This is a genomic window from Paenibacillus alvei DSM 29 (assembly GCF_000293805.1).
In the GTDB taxonomy this organism is placed as follows: domain Bacteria; phylum Bacillota; class Bacilli; order Paenibacillales; family Paenibacillaceae; genus Paenibacillus_B; species Paenibacillus_B alvei.
In genome coordinates this window covers 145,878-159,956 of sequence record NZ_AMBZ01000001.1, presented here as the reverse complement: position 1 = coordinate 159,956, position 14,079 = coordinate 145,878, and the positions used below count along the sequence as shown (strand labels likewise).

The 14,079-nt window shown below is 47.0% G+C and carries 15 protein-coding genes; 11 read left to right on the top strand and 4 right to left on the bottom strand.

Annotated elements, in window-relative coordinates:
* Positions 1-81 precede the first annotated feature (81 nt).
* Complete coding sequence (locus tag PAV_RS33045; protein WP_005542822.1) at positions 82-243, bottom strand: DUF1328 domain-containing protein; 162 nt, start codon at positions 241-243, stop codon at positions 82-84.
* 213 nt (positions 244-456) lie between these two features.
* Here PAV_RS33045 and PAV_RS00905 point away from each other — a divergent pair, with 213 nt between their 5' ends.
* From PAV_RS00905 to PAV_RS00870, 8 genes are all read left to right on the top strand, one after another.
* Positions 457-1,062 carry a DUF948 domain-containing protein gene (locus PAV_RS00905; RefSeq protein ID WP_005542821.1) on the top strand — a complete coding sequence of 202 codons (606 nt, stop codon included), beginning with the start codon at positions 457-459 and terminating at the stop codon, positions 1,060-1,062.
* Positions 1,063-1,236: 174 nt separating this feature from the next.
* Positions 1,237-2,379 (top strand): SpoIIE family protein phosphatase, encoded by a 1,143-nt coding sequence (locus PAV_RS00900; RefSeq protein WP_005542820.1) that lies wholly within the window; start codon positions 1,237-1,239, stop codon positions 2,377-2,379.
* A gap of 20 nt (positions 2,380-2,399) precedes the next feature.
* The gene (locus PAV_RS00895; protein WP_005542819.1) at positions 2,400-5,795 is read left to right on the top strand and encodes a response regulator; all 3,396 of its coding nucleotides are present in this window, start codon (positions 2,400-2,402) and stop codon (positions 5,793-5,795) included.
* A 46-nt stretch (positions 5,796-5,841) separates the two neighbouring features.
* Positions 5,842-6,708, top strand: a complete 867-nt coding sequence (locus tag PAV_RS00890) for a CheR family methyltransferase (protein ID WP_005542818.1) — start codon at positions 5,842-5,844, stop codon at positions 6,706-6,708.
* A gap of 11 nt (positions 6,709-6,719) precedes the next feature.
* Positions 6,720-7,928: an ATP-binding protein gene (locus tag PAV_RS00885; protein ID WP_005542816.1), complete on the top strand. Its 1,209-nt coding sequence runs from the start codon at positions 6,720-6,722 to the stop codon at positions 7,926-7,928.
* Between the two features lie 100 nt (positions 7,929-8,028).
* Positions 8,029-8,349: an STAS domain-containing protein gene (locus PAV_RS00880; RefSeq protein WP_005542815.1), complete on the top strand. Its 321-nt coding sequence runs from the start codon at positions 8,029-8,031 to the stop codon at positions 8,347-8,349.
* A 34-nt stretch (positions 8,350-8,383) separates the two neighbouring features.
* Positions 8,384-8,842, top strand: coding sequence for an anti-sigma B factor RsbW (gene rsbW / locus PAV_RS00875; RefSeq protein WP_005542814.1), 459 nt, complete (start codon positions 8,384-8,386; stop codon positions 8,840-8,842).
* Positions 8,839-9,588, top strand: coding sequence for a sigma-70 family RNA polymerase sigma factor (locus tag PAV_RS00870; protein ID WP_005542813.1), 750 nt, complete (start codon positions 8,839-8,841; stop codon positions 9,586-9,588). Before rsbW ends, PAV_RS00870 begins: the two co-directional genes overlap by 4 nt.
* A gap of 109 nt (positions 9,589-9,697) precedes the next feature.
* Here the strand turns inward: PAV_RS00870 and PAV_RS00865 are convergent, their stop codons facing one another.
* Together PAV_RS00865 and PAV_RS00860 are read right to left on the bottom strand one after the other, a co-directional pair.
* Positions 9,698-10,084 carry a YtxH domain-containing protein gene (locus tag PAV_RS00865; RefSeq protein ID WP_005542812.1) on the bottom strand — a complete coding sequence of 129 codons (387 nt, stop codon included), beginning with the start codon at positions 10,082-10,084 and terminating at the stop codon, positions 9,698-9,700.
* Positions 10,085-10,176: 92 nt separating this feature from the next.
* Positions 10,177-10,734, bottom strand: coding sequence for a phosphatase PAP2 family protein (locus PAV_RS00860; RefSeq protein WP_005542811.1), 558 nt, complete (start codon positions 10,732-10,734; stop codon positions 10,177-10,179).
* A gap of 273 nt (positions 10,735-11,007) precedes the next feature.
* Between PAV_RS00860 and PAV_RS00855 the strand changes: the two genes are divergently transcribed.
* Both PAV_RS00855 and PAV_RS00850 read left to right on the top strand, forming a co-directional pair.
* Positions 11,008-12,015 carry an asparaginase gene (locus PAV_RS00855; RefSeq protein ID WP_005542810.1) on the top strand — a complete coding sequence of 336 codons (1,008 nt, stop codon included), beginning with the start codon at positions 11,008-11,010 and terminating at the stop codon, positions 12,013-12,015.
* 52 nt (positions 12,016-12,067) lie between these two features.
* Positions 12,068-12,769 (top strand): copper homeostasis protein CutC, encoded by a 702-nt coding sequence (locus PAV_RS00850; RefSeq protein WP_005542809.1) that lies wholly within the window; start codon positions 12,068-12,070, stop codon positions 12,767-12,769.
* Between the two features lie 98 nt (positions 12,770-12,867).
* Here the strand turns inward: PAV_RS00850 and PAV_RS00845 are convergent, their stop codons facing one another.
* A complete protein-coding gene (locus PAV_RS00845; protein WP_005542806.1) occupies positions 12,868-13,092 on the bottom strand; it encodes a DUF1128 family protein in 225 nt (74 codons plus the stop codon).
* Positions 13,093-13,310: 218 nt separating this feature from the next.
* Between PAV_RS00845 and yyaC the strand changes: the two genes are divergently transcribed.
* Entirely contained in the window at positions 13,311-13,883 is a 573-nt protein-coding gene (gene yyaC / locus PAV_RS00840; RefSeq protein ID WP_005542804.1) for a spore protease YyaC, read from the top strand.
* Positions 13,884-14,079: the final 196 nt, after the last annotated feature.

Genomic DNA, 14,079 nt, shown 5'->3' with positions numbered 1-14,079 from the left:
GAATTGCAGCCAAAAAGGCCCGTCATGCAGACGAGCCTTTTTTCTTTCTTTTCAGTTGGTTGCATGTAACGTATATAACAGTTAGGATGTACGCTTTCCTGTCACTAGAGAGATAACGAAGAGAACAAGGAATACAAAGAACAGCGCTTTGGCTATAGAAGCCGCCGCTGTGACGATACCAAAAAAACCAAACACACCTGCGATGATAGCAATAAGCAAAAATACGGCTGACCATTTAAGCATAAGGTGTTCCTCCTTCATTGTGATTTATTTTGATTTCGAAATAATGACTTCAGATGCCTAATTTTCGTGTTTGCATGTTGATTAACCACAGCTTAGGATTACCAAACAATTGGCTAATTCTGTTTCAAAGCCCCTTCTTCAGGGTATTAATTCATAATTGCTATGCGGAAAATGTGTTATGCTTGGGAACACGGAGAAAGGCGGTATTCACCTATGATATTGGAGATTAGTGCATTACTTGCTGCAATAGCGTTCGCAGTGCTGGTGTTCTATTTGATTCAAACGTTGTTGTCAGCTAAGCGCTCCCTAGAGCGGGCTGCAGATACGCTTGAACAAGTGCAGCAAACCGTGAGCTTATTGAGCGGAGACTTGCAGGGTGTCGCCAAAAATGCAAATGAGCTCTCTCAGGATCTATCTGAGCAATTGAAGAAAATGGAGCCGGTTATGGATTCCGTTCAACATGCAGGTGAAGCATTGAACGAAATCTCAATCGCTGCGAAGCAAGTTTCGGTCGGATTAGTTAAGGGAGTACGCCGAGCAGCAGGCCGATTTGAACGCAAGCCAGATATAGACAAACGGGAACCTAAGATGAACCGGGCAACATCTGTATCAGCGCCAGCTCCGGCAGCGCCGCAGAGGCAGCCAGAGGTTGCTGCAGCAACGCAGGAGGTACCTTGTACAATTGAGGATAATCATTTGCGGGAACAACTGCCACAGGGACAGGGTCAAGCTCATGCATCAGCTGCCCATCAGCAGGATTGGAAGGAATGGATTGATATCGGAACGAAGCTGTGGCAATTATGGAGACAGCGCGGTTAGCGCAGCCAAGCCGGTTAACAGTATAGTTAGCCGGCTTTCACTTTTTTTCACAAGCAAGTAACAAAAAAGATGATCTTATTTGGCTTTTTCCGGTATAGTGGTAGTTGGGAATTATGGGGGACTATGTCGAATAGAAACGAACTATATCATAATCGATGAGGGGAGGAGAGTATGATGAACGTTCTCGTCGTTGATGACAATCCGACGAATGTCATGCTCATTCGGGAAATCCTTCGTAAAGCCGGCTATGACGGAGTGCAGACGGCTTCGTCAGCCCATGAAATGTACGAAGTGCTTGGAATGGATGGACCGCTTGGACCGATGTATGTACCCGATATTGATCTTATTTTATTGGATATGATGATGCCGGAGATTGATGGCTTGGAAGCCTGTCGCACGATCCAGCAATACTCCGAGCTTCGAGATATTCCGATCATTATCGTAACAGCGATTGGGGATTCTAATATGCTCGCTGAAGCGCTGGATGCGGGTGCAGTTGATTATGTAACGAAGCCGATCAACCGGGTAGAGTTGTTGGCTCGCATTCGGCTGGCGCTTCGACTGAAGCGGGAGAAGGATTGGCATAAGGAGCGGGATCGCCATATTCGCGATGAGTTAAGCTTAGCAGCGAAGGTGCAGAACTCTGTACTGACAGAGCCTTATCAGGATGAGCATATTGCGATCAATGCACTGTATCAGCCTTCTGAGGAGCTTGCCGGAGATCTATATGCCTGGTTCCCATTAGGGAAGGGAAGATACGGAATTATTATTATCGATGTCATGGGGCATGGAGTATCCTCTGCCCTGCTTTGCATGTTCATTGCATCTGTCCTTCGGGATGCCGTAATGCAGATTGAACAGCCGGATCTTGTATTGAAGAGGTTGAATACGAAGTTTCATCAGCTTCATATGAACGGGAATTTAATGCTCTATTATATGACTGCATTATACGTTGTTGTAGATACGGACAAGGGCTGCATTCAGTATGCGAATGCAGGGCATCCGCCAGGCGTTGTATTGATGGAGGACGGTAAACTTGTATCTTTGGAATCTACCGGATATCCGGTAGGCATGTTCCCGGATCTAGAGGTAGAAACCAAAGAGGTACAATGCCATTCGCGTGCTCGAATTGCGATGTATACCGATGGTCTGATGGAGTCAGCAGGGGGCAGCGTGGAGGAAGCGATGGAGCGCATCGCCAATATTCTCCGTCAAGAGGAGACGCTGGATAGAAGCGCGTGGGATGAGTTGTTTGCCCATGGATCTGAAGAGGACAGCGAAGATGACAAGTGTCTGATTTGGGTGGACGTTCATTGATATAGAAGGAGGAGCAGACAGTGAAGTTACGCACGAAATTGATTGCTGGCTTCGTTCTGTTCATGCTTATCATATCCGGACTTGGCTGGGTGTCTTATGATCGCATGAGCAGCTTGCAGCAGGATCTGGATGAAATCTATTCGAAAAGCTTCCGCAAAGTAGAATTGTCCTTTATGATCCGTGACAATATGAATAACATTTCGCGTGAGCTAGTAACAGAAATGCTAAACCCGACAGTTGGTGTGAACAGCGGTCATGAGCTAATGAAAAAGGGGAAGATGTATCATGAGAACATCATTACCGCATTTCAAGAGCTTACAGAAGACTATTCGACGGCTCAAGAGCAAAGGCTTATCGATCAAGCGAAGCGCGATTGGGTGAAGTACGATAATTACGTTCAGAAGACAGTGGGATTAGCTGATAAGAATAATTATGAGGAAGCCAACAAGCTGCGCAACAGCGAAGGCTTGGACTATCAACAAAATTTGCTGAACAGTATGAATGACCTCGCGAATTATCATGAAATGAGCATTGACAATCAAGTGCTGGATGCGAGAAAGCATTATGACCAATCGATTACTTGGACTGCAGGAATTATGGCTACTGGTCTTGTTCTTTCATTTGCAATTATGATGTGGGTTATTCCTAGCGTTACACGCAACTTGAACACAATGTCGATCATGATGCGCAGCCTAGCGCGTGGCCGGCTTCGTATTGTACGCAAGCTTGAACCGCATACGAACGACGAGATCGGGGAAGTCATTCAAGTATTCAAGCGCATGGCTGAAGATTTGGAAGCGCGCAAGAAGAATGAAGAATTATATCGCAAGGTACAAGAGGAGCAAGCATGGATTGACGGCAACGCTGCGCGCGTTACGGAGTTGCTCAACGGAGCTGCCACTCTGAATCAAGTAGGGCAGATGTTCATCAGTGAGTTTGTGCCTACTCTTGGTGCGCAGTATGGAGCTTTGTACATTCGAAATGATGCAAACCATCCGGATGAGTTTGAATTGTTCGGCACGTATGCGGCGACAGAAGAGCTGAAGGCCCAGAACAAAATGGTTGTTGGCCAAGGCTTGCTTGGGCAATGCGTGGCCGATGAGAAGCCAATCATAATAAGCGACATGAAGGATTGCTCCATTCGCATTGAATCAGGCGTATGCCAATCTCAGCCGATTGAGCTGATCTTGTTCCCAATTACATTCGAACAACGAGTAATTGCTGTGCTGGAGATGGCATCGCTGACCAAGATGTCTCCTGTTCAGCATCAACTGCTCGAGCAGCTCGCGCAGAAGCTTGGCGTAATCGTGCATACCATCTCAGGACGCCTGCGTGTAGAAGAATTGCTGCGTGAATCACAGGCGCTTACTGAGGAACTGCAGGCCCAGTCTGAAGAGCTGTTGACACAGCAAGAAGAATTGAAGCGTTCGAATGAACATTTGGAATCTCATACCGAGGCCCTGAAGCGCTCAGAGGAAATGCTTCAGCGTCAGCAGGAGGAGCTGGAGCATTTTAATACCGAACTGATCGCCAAGACGCGTGCGCTGGAAGAGCAGATGTTGGCAACTCAAGAGAAGAATGAAGAGCTTGAGGGTGCACGGACGATATTGGAGCGCCAGACGCTGCAATTGGCCTTGGCGTCGAAGTATAAATCGGAGTTTTTGGCTAATATGTCCCATGAGCTGCGCACTCCACTGAACAGTCTGCTCGTACTGTCCCAACTGCTAGCGGAAAATAAGGAAGGCAACTTGGAACAGAAGCAGGTCGAATATGCGCGAACCATTAATATGTCTGGCTCTGATTTGCTGAAGATGATCGATGAAATTCTGGATTTGTCCAAGATAGATGCAGGAAAGATGCAATTGAATTTTGAAAAGATCTACTTGAGTGAACTGGCATCCTTTATGCGCGACAGCTTTGAGACGATTGCGGCACAAAAAGGCTTAAAGTTCCATGTAGAAATGGAACCCGATTTGCCAGATTCCCTTGTCACAGATGGACATCGGGTTAAGCAGGTCGTTCGCAATTTGCTTGGCAATGCGTTCAAGTTCACAACGAAAGGCTCTGTCACCCTGCAAATCACGAAGGCGAAACAGGATCAACTTCCTTCTTCGCTTCAGGAAAGTCAAGAATCTTATTTGGCTATACATGTGATAGATACAGGAATTGGCATTCCGCGAAATAAGCAGGAATTGATCTTTGAAGCGTTCCAGCAGCTGGATGGGACAACAAGCCGCAACTATGGCGGTGCAGGACTCGGACTGTCTATCAGCCGCGAGCTGGCAAGGCTGCTTGGCGGCAAGCTGCAATTAGTGAGCCGAGAGAATGAAGGAAGCACCTTTACATTCTTCCTTCCTATGAAGGCAATTGAGCCGTCTTCTATTCCGGTCAATTCCTCGGTTGCCCTGTATGAAAGGGCAATTGCTGAAGCTCAGGCCTCTCTATCTGGAGAGAAGGAGCATGAGCATGCAGAACTGGAGAATAGTAAGCTTGGCAAGCCGCATATGCCATTAACATCTATGACTAATGAGGCAATTGCACTTACAGAATGGGAAGAAACGTTGCTTAAAGAAGTTGCTGCTGGTGAAGAAGAGGAAGGACATGGGTGGCCGTTTGGACAGAGGAAGCTGCTCATCGTCGAAGATGACGGGCCGCAGCGCCAATCCTTGATTGCTTTGATCGAAGGAGCAGATGTAGCAGTTACGGCTGTTTCGACGGGAACCGAAGCACTCAAGGTACTAGGGGAAGAAAAGTTCGACGGTATGGTTCTCGATCTGCTGCTTCCTGACATGACGGGATTCGAATTAATGGACAAGATTAGCAATCATTCTCGTCTACGCCGCATTCCAATTATCGTCTATACAGGCAAGCTGTTGGACGCAAAGGAAGAGACGGAGCTAAAGAAGCGGGCGCAGAGTATCATTATAAAAGATGTGAAATCTCCTGAACGTCTGCTGCAGGAAACGATGATTCTTTTGAAGCGCTCGGAGGAATCTCAGTCAGGCGCTGAAGAGGATAGCCGAGGGCCAAGTGATTTGCTGCTGTCAGGCAAGCGCGTGCTGCTTGTAGATGATGATGTCCGCAATGTATTTGCACTATCCAGTGTGCTTGAACAATATGACATGAACATCGTGTACGCCGAAAATGGTCGTGAAGCGCTAGAAGCATTGGATAAGGAAACGAATTTCGATCTTATTCTTATGGATATGATGATGCCGGAGATGGATGGCTACGAAGCGATGCGGCGCATTCGCGAGCAGCCGCGGTTTGAGAAGCTGCCGATCATTGCGCTGACGGCAAAGGCTATGAAGGAAGATCGCAATAAGTGCATTGAAGCAGGAGCGTCTGATTATGTAAGCAAGCCGTTCCAAACAGAGCAGCTGCTTTCATTGATGCGAGTATGGTTATATAAATAACAGAGAATCAATGTTGATACGATGAATGAAGGAGCAAGGATGAGACATGAACGGAAACGGACTCGGTTTACATGATGAGAGAAGAAGACCCCAGGATGCGGACCGAGAACGCATTGAAATAGAATTGCTGCTTGAAGGTGTTTTTCGAGTTTACGGCTACGATTTCCGGGACTATGCATATCCTTCGCTCAAACGGCGCATCTGGCATCAGGTACATGCCGAGAATGTGGCAACAATATCGGAGCTGCAGAGCCGAGTGCTCTATAACCGAGATTGCTTGCAGCGGTTTGTCCGCAGCTTGTCGATCCCCGTTACAGAGATGTTCCGCGATCCGTCGATGTTCTTGGCCTTTCGTACTCAGGTTGTCCCTATGCTGCGTACTTATCCATATATTCGGATATGGCATGCAGGCTGCTCAACTGGAGAGGAAGTCTACTCCATGGCGATTTTGCTGCACGAGGAAGGGCTGTATGAGAAGACGAGGCTGTATGCAACCGATATGAATCCGCAATCGCTGCAGAAAGCCAAAGAAGGCGTCTGCCCGATGGACAAGATGCGTACGTATACGAAAAATTATTTGGATGCGGGTGGAACGAGCTCCTTCTCCGAATATTATACGGCTTCTGGAGAGGGAGTCGTCATTCATCCGTACTTACGTAAAAATGTCATTTTTGCGGAGCATAACTTGGCAACGGATCGTTCCTTTAATGAATTTAACGTCATCTTATGCCGAAATGTCATGATTTATTTTAATGAGCCGCTGCGCAACCGGGTTCATGATCTTTTCTATGAGAGCTTGGCGCCACTAGGTGTGCTTATTGTCGGAGGCAAGGAGTCCTTGCATTTTACAGGAAGAGAATCTCAATACGAGGAGATTGATCGTAACGAGAAGATTTATCGTAAAATACGATAGGAGGCACGATTGTGAACACCTTGGAACCAATCAATATTTTGCTCGTTGATGACAGGCACGAGAACTTACTTGCGCTTGAAGCCGTATTGTCCGAGGAAAGCTATCGCTTGGTCAAGGCTACTTCTGGAGAGGAAGCTTTGCGCCACTTGATGAAAGAAGAATTTGCCGTTATTGTGCTTGATGTGCAAATGCCGGGCATGGATGGGATTGAGACGGCAAAATGGATTAAGGCGCGAGAAAAGACTAAAAATATCCCGATTATATTCGTGTCTGCTAATTATAAAGAAACCGAGCATTTATTCGCTGGTTATTCAGCCGGCGGGGTTGATTATATGGTGAAGCCGTTCGTTCCTCATATTTTGAAATCAAAGATTCACAGCTTTGTAGGCATATTTCAGGCACAGAAACGGCTGCAAGCGCAGAAAATGCTTCTTCATCAGAAGACGAAAGAACTGGAGCGGATGAATAGCGAGCTGGCCGCAGCCAAGGAAGCTGCAGAACGTGCTGCGCTGGCCAGAACGCAATTTTTAGCGATGATGAGCCATGAGATTCGCACGCCGATGAATGGAGTGCTCGGCATGGTTGATCTGTTGCTCGATACAGAGCTGAACAGCGATCAATTGAACTATGCGGAACTGATCCGTAAGAGCGCTGATACGCTCATCCGCACCATTAACAATATTCTCGATTTCACCAAGATGGAATCGGGGAAGCTGGAGCTGGAAGAATTCCCGTTTGATACGAACTCGCTCATTACAGAAGTGTACGAGCTGTTCATGGTCGAGGCGAATAAAAGAGATTTGACCTTATCCTATTCGATGGATGAGAATGTGCCTGCATTATTGTATGGAGATATGCTGCGTGTAAGACAAATTCTCATTAATCTCGTAGGGAATGCAGTTAAATTTACAAATAACGGAAATATTGGTATCCATGTGTCTATTATCGACACGAAGCAGACTGAACAAGGGAAGCAGTTCCACGTTCAATTCGATGTGCGAGATACGGGCATCGGTATTCCGGTAGATAAAATGGAAGGGCTGTTCCAGCCATTTGCACAGCTGGATTCGTCTATGAACCGCAAATATGGCGGAAGTGGATTGGGGCTTGCGATATGCAAGTCGCTCGTGCAACTGATGAATGGAGATATTCGTGCTACTCCGGTTCCGGAGGGAGCATTATTTACATTTGACGTATGGCTTAAGGAATGTGGCGAGTAATTGCCACATTCTTTTCCCATTTGTTTCGATTCAGTGAATGAAGGTTATTTACCAATTAAAGTACACTTTACTAGTTTACCTGTGTTAGGAGAAAAAAGTTATGAGCGGAAAGAAGTTTGCAGTGAAGACAATCCAGCAAGAGGGGCAAGTAATTGTTCAACCTTGTGGAGATTTGGACTTGGCAGCAGCCAAGGAGTTCCGTTCCACGATGGAACCGATTGTGAACGATGCGAAGACAGAGCTTACATTAGATTTGAATGAATTGACGTATATAGATAGTACAGGGATTGGAATTTTGATCTCGATATTGAAGATGCGTCATGAGCAGAAGTCTGCTTTCCGTATTACGAATGTACCGACACATGTCCAAAAACTATTTGATATGACTGGCATTTCGAAATTTCTGACCCCGCAAGCCTAAACAAATGAACGATGAAAGGGAATGAATCAGAATTATGGAACACGCAAGAGAGCTGAAGCGCGTTAAATTATCATTGCCGGCACAGGCCGAATATGTGGAGTTGGCACGATTAACGTTGTACGGTATCGCAAGCCGTATCGGATTTTCCTATGAAGATATTGAGGATATGAAGGTAGCGATTTCGGAGGCTTGTAACAATGCGGTGCTGTATGCGTATGATTCGCATGGTGGAGTCGTTGAAGTATTGTTTGAGGTTGCTGAGGATGAGATTGAGATCATCGTGCAGGATGAGGGAGCGAGCTTTGACGCAGCAAGCAAGACCAATGGGTTGGAGGCTTTGCACGATAAGCAGCTCGAAGATATTCAGGCCGGTGGACTTGGATTCTATTTAATGCAGGCGTTGATGGATGAGGTCGAAGTGAAAAGTGTCGATGGTCATGGCACCGTAGTAAAGATGAAGAAGCGGCTGCAACAAAGCGGGGAACTTCTATGAGTGCTGCCCCTCAACATCATTCATCCGATAAAGCAATCCGGCTTATCCACGAATACCAAGCAACAAATGATAATGAGATCGCTACTATCCTCATTCAGAAGTATGATCCAATGGTAAAAATGGCTGCTGGCAAGATATCGCGCAACCGACCAGATTTGTATGAAGACTTGATGCAAGTTGGCAATATGGCATTAATACGCTTATTGAAGCAGTTTGACAGTTCATTAGGCGTTCCTTTCGAAGCTTATGCAATGAAAAGTATGATCGGCCATATGAAGAATTTTTTGCGTGACAAATCATGGTATATCCAAGTGCCACGCCGCATTAAGGAAAAAGGCGCGCTCGTTCAGCAAACCATTGACGAACTGACGATGAAGCTCGAACGATCGCCGAATGTAAATGAGATTTCGGAGAAGCTGGAATTGTCCGTCGAGGAAACTGTCGAGGTGTTGGCAGGACGCGAATGCTATCATTATGTCTCCCTAGATACGCCTCTATCTCAGGATGAGAGTGCTGCTACATTAGGGGAGCTGATTCGCTCTGAGGCCGATGATTTCGAGTCAGTGGAACGCAAGATGGATCTTATGGAAGCCATAAAAGAGCTCAAACCGGAAGAACAAAATGTGTTGGCACTTATTTATAATGAAGGATTATCACAACGCACCGCAGCGGATCGCCTTGGCATTTCTCAGATGAGCGTATCTCGCATTCAGCGTCGTGCAACGGAAAAGCTTAAAAAATATTGACTGCGAATGACGCTTCGTAGAATAGAAGAAGATGCTTGTCTGTATAGACAGCATCTTCATTTTGTGTGATATTCAATTTCTTGAACTCCATTTAATGAAGGATTTCCTTCTATTCTTCCTTCTTCAGTTCTTCTGCAACTTCCTCAGCTACATCTGCTGTTGCTTCTTTCAATTGATCCGCAGTGCCTGCTGTTGCTTCCTTAACTGTTGCAGCGAATTCCTTGGATGCTTCTTTTACGCTGCTCACGACGGCTCCTGCTTTTGAACCGACGTTTTTTACCGTTTCGGCTGTGCGGGATCCAAGATCTGTTGCCAGTTCTTTTGTTTTACCCCCTACTTGCTGCGCCTTATCTCCAATATCCGCGCGTAGCTCACGTCCAGATTTCGGTGCTAGAAGCAGAGCGGCAGCAGCACCTATAGCGCTCCCGATTAGAAGCCCCTTTACGAATGTACTGCAATTTGTTTGTGCGTTGTTGCATTCTGTATTTTGGCTCATGATAACCTCTCCTTTACGCGTAGTCCATTGTCTTACTAGTGGATTACACATATTTGGGAAGTTTGAAACAGAGGTGCCGCTTATCGTATTCCTTATTTGCGATCCCTCAACCATTGCATCGCCATGATCGTGAATAGAAGCCAGATAGCACCAGCCGTGAAGCCGCCCAGCACATCTGTGACATAATGAACGCCTAGATAAATGCGGCTAAGCCCGATGCATATAATAAGTAGAGCGGTAAGCACAAGAACATATCCGGCAGGCTTTCCTTGTTCTTTCAGATGCACCCATATCAAATATCCAATCATGCCGAAAAAGGCGGTACTGACCATGGAGTGTCCGCTTGGGAAGCTGTACCCATGCTCAACAACCCAATGCTCCCAGTCTGGTCTTGCCCGCCGGAAGCAGAGCTTCAGTCCTTCATTGACTAAAGCGCCTCCGAGCGAGGCAGTCAGCAGGCTCATGGCATCCCATCTGCGCTTGAACACAAAGGCAAGGAGTATAATGAGTATGCCAGCCAATGGCACAACGACACGGCTGGAGCCTATATGGGTAATCCAGGTGACGATAGAAGTTAATGTCGGGGAGGCTGCTTGGCGAACCGTTTCGGTTACGTAACGGTCGAAATCAGTCGTTTGATTCAGAAGCACACTTCTAGTTATAAAAAGAAAACGATAGCCAAGATAAGCGTCGCGGCTGCTCCCCCAAGAAGATTTAGCGCAAACTTGCGCTTTGCTTCTGGCGTAATGCCTCGATATTGTTGATTCACAGTTGTCAACACTTCTCCTTTGGGTGTATGTTTACATTACAAGATGTCCGATAATCTTTCTTAATGTACGAAATAGGGACAAAAGGTAAATATGTAATATCAATAACATATTTCCATGCTTTGTTGCAACTGGAAGAATGAAAGGAAGACGACCATGAATGAACGTTTAGTGGAGGAAACACGTAACGGCTGGTTGGAGTGTGAGCATCGCGGAGCAATTTGTGGTGTTGATCGCCAAATGCAGCCTCAATATGCGCTTGGGGATATACATACACCGATGTTCCTGCGTTCAGCAGGAAAGCCGTTGCAGGCTATCCCTGTTGTGCGAAGCGGAACACTCGAGCATTATGGTTTGGCATCTCGGGATTTGGCACTCATGACGGCTTCTCATCGGGGAGAATCCATTCATATTGATACGATGGAGCACATTATGCAATGTGCAGGGCTTGAAGAGAAGCATCTGATTTGCTCCCCCTCTTATCCACTGAACGAAGAAGTGAAAGAGCAGTATTTGCGCAATGGCGGAGAGCGCCGAAGAGCGTACCATAATTGTGCCGGGAAGCATTTTGGCGTACTTGCATGGAGCCATATGATGGGCTGGGATCTGAATACGTATGCGGAGCCAAGCCATCCGGCACAGCTGGAAATTACGCGTACAATTAGTGAGATGGCTGGCATTGCTCCTGAACAGATGCATGCAGGTACCGATGGCTGCGGCTTCCCCGTATATGCACTTCCACTTCAAGGGTTGGCAACCGCATATATGAAGATGGCCTGTCCTGAACTCATTGCGGATAAAGCGACTCGTACGGCTGCTGAGCGGATTCGAAACGCGATGCAGGAGCATCCATTATTAGTTGGCGGTACGAATCGAATTGACTCGCTGCTTATGGAGGACAAGAATATCGTTGCCAAAGGCGGCTTCAAAGGAATATTCGCTTTCGGGCTGCGCAATGAAGGATTAGGATTCGCGTTCAAGGTATCGGATGGATCAGATGAGGAATGGTCACTTATTGTCAGTTCCATACTTGAGCAGATCGGGTATCAAGAAAAGTCAACGATAGAGCGTATCCGTCAAGTGTTCCCAGGTACAATTCTGAACGACAACGGTCGCATAGTCGGTGAGCAGAAGGCGGTATTCCAGCTCCAAGCATTAAAGTGATCGAGATGACGCACAATCGGTTGCAGCATGACATTGCAGAAGAGGTGAGCTTATGAATTCCATACTGTTAGAGGTTATCGGAACAACTGTGCAAGAAGTGAAGGAAGCAGCACTGCATGGAGCGGATCGCATTGAGCTGATAACTGCATTTTCAGAAGGGGGATTGACCCCCAGTCTTGGGCTTATTGAAGAGGCGGTCGCCTCTGTCAGCATTCCGGTTAATGTGATGGTGCGACCGCACAGCCGCTCATTCGTATATGATAAGGATGATCAAGCAACGATTTTGCGTGATATTCGCTTAATACGAGAGACGGGAGCGAATGCCATCGTGTTTGGCGCATTGACACCAGAGGGCAAAGTAGACGCTGAACTGCTAGAACGGGTATTGGATGCAGCCGGCGAGATACCGCTGACCTTCCATCGTGCGATCGACCAATCCAGCGACCTGCTTCAAGCCTTGGATGTGCTGCTGGCTTATCCGCAGGTAACAACCGTGCTGACCTCCGGTGGCGAGCCAAGTGCGCTGCAAGGACTTGCATGTATCCAGGCAATGGTCCAAGCAGCCGGTTCATCGCTTGAAATATTGGCCGGAAGCGGCCTTACAGCAGAGTCGGTAGTTGATTTTGTAAGAAAGGCTGGAGTGAAGCAGGTTCACTTCGGCTCGAATGTACGCATTGGCGGTCATGCCTTAGCGCCAATCGATCCTGAGCGCTTGCGTGCATTGCGAGCGTCTCTTAATACGATAACGGTGTAAAATAAGAAATAGCTCCCAATCCGCTCTGCTAAGCAGTCCGTGCTGGGAGCTGTTTTTTACATTCATCCGATAATCGGTGGTGCGATCAGGTTAGTGGATTAAGAGCGGCGCAATTTGCCAAGCTCGGACACAATCGCCTCAACTTCGCTTATGCTGAAGGCAGGCTTGCTCATAATGATATCGTAAATGTCCTTAATGTCATCATATTGCTCTACGGAGAACGCAGAGGACTGCATAGCTGCTGCTGTAGCCATCTTTAATTTATCCTTGATCACATCAATCATCATCTCTACATTGGCTTGCGTTCTTTCATTGGTAATCATGGTTCTCCTCCTTAGACGCTATGCTCGATAACGTCCTATTCAACATGTCCGTATTGTATCACGAAAGAAGAGGAAACAAAATGCATGTTCTTGCTTATTTCAATGCGGCTTCTCTTGATGCGCTTGCTTTTTTCTTGTGTTCGCACACCGCTTGGCATCAGTGGGGATGTACAGTAGAATGAATCATTAAGTACAATGATTAGAAGGAGCCTTTGCCCATGCAAGTCAATGGAAAGATGAATAAGGTATATGAACAGAGCGGGCAAAAAATTCGCTGCACCATTGAACGGCTTCGTGAATGGCTGCGCCAGGTTGCCAGCGAGCATCAAGGAGAGGAAGTTGTGTTCATCTGTATCGGTACAGATCGGTCTACAGGTGATGCGCTCGGACCCTTGGTTGGATCGCGCCTTGCACAAAGCGGCTTGAAGGTGATTGGAACCATGGAGGAGCCATGCGATGCCACAAATCTGGAATTCCGTATTTCTTCTTTGCGTAAGGAGGAAGTGACGATTGCAATCGACGCTTGTCTAGGGCATCCGGGCTCTGTTGGACAATATCTAGTTAGTTATTCCTCCTTACAGCCAGCAGAATCGGTAGGTGCGGATATGCCGGCAGTAGGGCAGTACAGCATAGCCTGTGTCGTGAATGTGAACGGACCGAAGCCATACTGGACCCTACAGACCACATCCTTGCATCACGTTATGAAGATGGCAGACGATGTAGCGGGGGCGATCATCGAATCATTTCTTCCACAGCCAAGCATAAATCCGAATCATCTTCCATACAAATGATGTCGTGGGCAAAAAAAGATGGAGCCGGATCACCCGCCGCCTCCATCATGTGGTTCATATGCATGTATGTTTAGATGCTGTACCGATCCGTTCTAGGGGAACGGATCATTTTTTGGTTTCCCGGTCCGTCAGCTTAATAATGAGCTGAACTAACCCGAGAATAAATGCACTCGTGGCGAAGAAAATTTCGAACCCT